The sequence below is a fragment of the Kitasatospora sp. NPDC002965 genome, from assembly GCF_040611255.1.
GTDB lineage: Bacteria > Actinomycetota > Actinomycetes > Streptomycetales > Streptomycetaceae > Kitasatospora.
On record NZ_JBEXNT010000268.1, the window covers coordinates 1 to 4168 of the forward strand.

General features: G+C 73.2%; 4 protein-coding genes and 1 pseudogene. 3 read left to right on the plus strand and 2 right to left on the minus strand.

Annotated elements, in window-relative coordinates; translation table 11 throughout:
* Together ABZY91_RS41545 and ABZY91_RS41550 are read right to left on the minus strand one after the other, a co-directional pair.
* Positions 1-163: pseudogene (locus ABZY91_RS41545) on the minus strand (electron transfer flavoprotein subunit beta); the annotation flags it as partial.
* 371 nt (positions 164-534) lie between these two features.
* A complete protein-coding gene (locus tag ABZY91_RS41550; protein ID WP_329880171.1) occupies positions 535-948 on the minus strand; it encodes a thioredoxin family protein in 414 nt (137 codons plus the stop codon).
* Positions 949-1166: 218 nt separating this feature from the next.
* Here ABZY91_RS41550 and ABZY91_RS41555 point away from each other — a divergent pair, with 218 nt between their 5' ends.
* The 3 genes from ABZY91_RS41555 to ABZY91_RS41565 all read left to right on the plus strand — a co-directional run bounded on the left by ABZY91_RS41555 (position 1167) and on the right by ABZY91_RS41565 (position 3996).
* Entirely contained in the window at positions 1167-1592 is a 426-nt protein-coding gene (locus tag ABZY91_RS41555; RefSeq protein WP_355409384.1) for a DUF4395 domain-containing protein, read from the plus strand.
* A gap of 255 nt (positions 1593-1847) precedes the next feature.
* Positions 1848-2618, plus strand: coding sequence for a lysophospholipid acyltransferase family protein (locus tag ABZY91_RS41560; RefSeq protein WP_329880174.1), 771 nt, complete (start codon positions 1848-1850; stop codon positions 2616-2618).
* Between the two features lie 193 nt (positions 2619-2811).
* Positions 2812-3996, plus strand: coding sequence for a hypothetical protein (locus ABZY91_RS41565; RefSeq protein WP_355409385.1), 1185 nt, complete (start codon positions 2812-2814; stop codon positions 3994-3996).
* Positions 3997-4168 lie beyond the last annotated feature (172 nt).

The following is a 4168-nucleotide window of genomic DNA, read 5'->3' on the forward strand; positions in this document are numbered from 1 at the left end:
CGCTCGCCTCCGCGATCCGCAACGCCTGCTCCACGCCGTACTCGTCCAGCTCCGACAGAAGGCCGTCCACGCCCTCCCGGTCGGTGGTGTGATCGTCCGAGAAACGACGGTCACCCGTCGCGTCCGGCACGTGCTTCACACAGACAACGATCCTCAAGCTCACGGCCTGTCTCCTGTACTGGTCTCGTCCGGCGGCTGCGGCTGTGCAAGCGGGCGCGCACACGGTACGCACCCGCTCCGGGCAGCGTGTTCCCGTGCCGGTCCGGAACTCCGTCGCAGCATACTCGCCAGTAGCACAACGGTCACTACTGGCCAGTAGCTTACGGCGGGAGGTCCCGACCGAGCGTCCCGCAACCCCTCCGACCAGCCCGGAGAGGATCCCCGGCCCGGACGGCGGCCACAGGACGGCTGCACTGCCGTCAGGGCCATCCTGCCCCAGCCCGACCCGTGCTCCACCCCACGGGGCGGTCCTTCGGCCTCCGGATTCACCGCCCGGAACGACCCGCGCCCTCCGAACCGGGGGCGGGAGCACCCTCAGACCGCCTCACCCAGGGCGGCGATCACGTCCACCTTCCGCGGCTGCCCGGCCGCCCGGCGCACCACCCGACCGCCCGCGTCCAGCACCAGAACGGTCGGCGTCCGCAGGATGTCCAGCCGGCGGACCAGCTCCAGCCGCTCCTCGGCGTCCAACTCGACGTGCGCCACCCCCTCGACCATCCCGGTCACCTCGGTCAGCACCCTGCGCGTGGCCCGGCAGGGCTGGCAGAACGCGCTGGAGAACTGCACCAGGGTCGCCCGCTCGCCGAGCGGCACCCCCAGCTCGGCCGCCGACAGCCGCACCGCCCCGTCCTTCACCCGCACCCGCAACCTCCCGTCACGCTTGGCCCGCAGCAGCCCGAACGCGCTCGCCACCACGAGGACGACAACGCACACCACCAACCCGGTCATCCCCCCAGTCTGCCCCCGCCCGCCCGGGCTCCGGGAACGGGCCCCGCAAACCGGTCGACCCGCGGCCCACGGCGCGCGTACGATCGCCGGGTGGACTCCGACCGCCCCGCACAGCCGCTGCTGACCGCCCGCCGGGTGGTCGACCTGTGCCGGGCCACGGCCTCGCGCTGTCGCTGACGCGCCCCGCCGTCACCCGTCGCCCCTCCCCCGGAGCCCCCGTGCAGATCGATCCCCGCGGCCCGCGCTTCGCCGCCGCGCTCACCACCGTCGTCCTGATAGCCGTCCTGCTCACCGGCAGCGGACTCCTGCTGGCCGCCCAGGCCCTGGTCTTCGCCCTCGGCGCCGTCGCCGGGCTGCGCCACTCGCCCTACGGCTGGTTCTACCGCACGCTGGTCCGGCCCCGGCTCGCGGCGCCGACCGAGACCGAGGACGAGCGCCCGCCGCGGTTCGCCCAGGGCGTCGGCCTGGTCTTCGCCGTCGTCGGCGCGCTCGGCTTCCTCACCGGGGTCGACTGGCTCGGCCTGCTCGCGACCGGGTTCGCACTCGCCGCCGCCTTCCTCAACGCCGCCTTCGGCTACTGCCTGGGCTGCGAGATGTACCTGCTGGTCCGCCGCGCCCAGGGCCGGGTGGACATCGCCGCCTGAGCACCCCGCCACCGGCCCGAGCCGGCCGCCCGACGGTCCGGCCGGGAAAAGTTCCCGGCCGGACTCATCACGCACATCACACCTTCACATTCCGCCTGGCGGTACGCCTCAGGTGACAGCGGGCACCCCTTCGGGGGATCATCTCCGTGTATCACCCGTGGCCGCCGCGGCGTGCCGCGCCACCGGTCGGCCCCCACGTACGGCTCGGGTACCCGCCGTACCGGGCCGCGAGGCCCGTCGAAGTCAGGACTGACCGTGGCAGAGTTCGTGTACCCGCCGGTGATCGGCGCCGCACTGACCGTCTTCCGCGCGCTCGACGTGCGCATCAGGATCGTCGGCGCCGAGCACATCCCCGCCAAGGGCGGAGCAGTCCTGGTGAGCAATCACATCAGTTACCTGGACTTCCTCTTCGCCGGCCTCGGCGCCTACCGCGGCGGACGGCGCAAGACCCGCTTCATGGCCAAGGACGACGTCTTCAAGCACGGCGTCTCCGGCCCCCTGATGCGCGGCATGAAGCACATCCCGGTCGACCGCACCGACGGCCAGCCCGCGTACGAGGCCGCCGTCCGGGCCCTGCGGGCCGGCGAGATGGTCGGCGTGTTCCCCGAAGCCACCATCAGCCGCTCCTTCATGCTGAAGAAGTTCAAGACCGGTGCCGCCCGCATGGCCGCCGACTCCGGCGCGCCGCTGCTGCCCGTCGTCCTCTGGGGCACCCAGCAGCTCTGGACCAAGGGCCGCCCGAAGACCCTCACCAAGCGGCATGTCCCGGTGACCATCATGATCGGCGAGCCGATCGAGCTGGCCCCCACCGACAAGCCCGTCATGGTCACCCGCCGGCTCCGCGCCGCGATGTCCGAGATGCTCGACCAGGCCCAGCGCGAGTACCCCGGCAAGCCGTCCGGCCCCGACGACACCTGGTGGCTGCCCGCCCAGCTGGGCGGCACCGCCCCCACCCTGGAGGTCGCCGAGGCCGAGGACGAGGCGGAGGCCACCGCCAAGGCCGAACGCCGGACCGCCCGCGACTGACGCCGTCCCGCGTCCGCCGCCCGCACCTCACGCCGCGCCTCAACGCCCCGCCGCGCAGCTACTCCGAGTGTCCGAACGGACGCACAGCGTCGCGTGTCGCCCCCTTTTCGCCGCGTCCGATCTGACAAAGTGACAGCTCCCTCGAAGCTCGCCGGGACTCACCCGGCGGATCGGAGACGGAGATGAGACGCGAATGACCGGCACACGGCTCGCACGGACCACCCCCACGACGGCCCGCACCCGCACTCGCGCCGGTGCGGGCCTGTTGCTGGCAGGAGCCCTGCTCACCGGTTGCGGCGCACAGCCCGGCGACATCCCGCTCAGCGAGATCCGCGCCGAATCGCCGTCCCCCACGCCTACGCCCGAGCCGGCCGCTGCCGCCCCCGGTGTCGTCGGCGCCGCCGCCGCGACCCCGCCCTCCGCCCGCAACGGCCTGATCGCCAGCCGGGTCACGCTCGGCACGGACCGGGAAACCGGCGCCATCCTCTCCACCGGGCCCGACGGCACCGGCGAGCGTCCGCTCACCCAGCCGCCGGACGGCGCCCGCGACGACAATCCCTCGTGGTCCCCCGACGGCGTCGCGCTCGCCTTCGACCGCACCGGCGACGCCGCCTCCGCCGCCCGGATCTGGCTCACCACGGCCTCCGGAGAGAACGCCCACCAGGTCGGTCCGCTCTGCAGCGTGGGAGCTCCCGACTGCATCAACGAGGCGGAGAGTCACCCCGCGTTCTCCCCGGACGGCGGGCGGATCGCCTTCAACCGCACCTGGGGATCCGGCGACCCCGAGACCGGTCAGATCCAGTACTCCGACCTGTACCTGATGACCCCGGACGGCACCGACGTCCAGCGTCTGACCTTCCTCACCAACGACAAGCCCTACTCCGGCGAGGTGACGAGTCCCAGCTGGTCGCCCGACGGAAAGCAGCTGGTCTTCGAGTACCGCACCAGCGCCACCGGGCTCCCCGCCGACGGCCGCGCGTTGTTCTCCGTCGCCGCAGACGGCACCGGCCTTCGCCAGCTCACCCCCTGGGAGCTGCGGGCCGGAGGCCGTGCCGGATGGTCCCCCGACGGCACCCGGATCGTCTTCACCACCTTCCCCGCCGGCCCCGACCTCACCCCGGGCGGCGGGATCTACGCCATGCACGCCGACGGCAGCGCGATCGAGGCCCTGACGCCCGGCCCGTCCGACGTCTCCTACGGCCCCGCGGCCTACGCCCCCGACGGCGGATCCATCGTCTTCGCCCGCGCCGCCGGCACCGGGACCTCGTCCGACCTCTACGTCATGCAGCCCGACGGGGGTAGCCCGACCCGGCTCACCGACACCCCCGACCGCTCGGAGAGCCGACCGAGCTGGGGCACCGCACCGCCCCAGGGCTGACCTCCCGGACCGGTCCGACGTGGCACGGGACGTGGCACGGACCGTGAACACCACCGCCCCGGCATCACCGGAATGCACCGGAATTGCCCCGGAAACGCAAAGAACCCCCGTCCGTATCCCGGACGGGGGTTCTTCACAATGATTGTTCGGCGGCGTCCTACTCTCCCACAGG

What these genes read in the sequence shown, in the direction of transcription:
- ABZY91_RS41550 (WP_329880171.1), bottom strand. Translation starts at nt 948, where the DNA reads ATGACCGGGTTGGTGGTGTGCGTTGTCGTCCTCGTGGTGGCGAGCGCG.
- ABZY91_RS41565 (WP_355409385.1), top strand. Translation starts at nt 2,812, where the DNA reads ATGACCGGCACACGGCTCGCACGGACCACCCCCACGACGGCCCGCACC.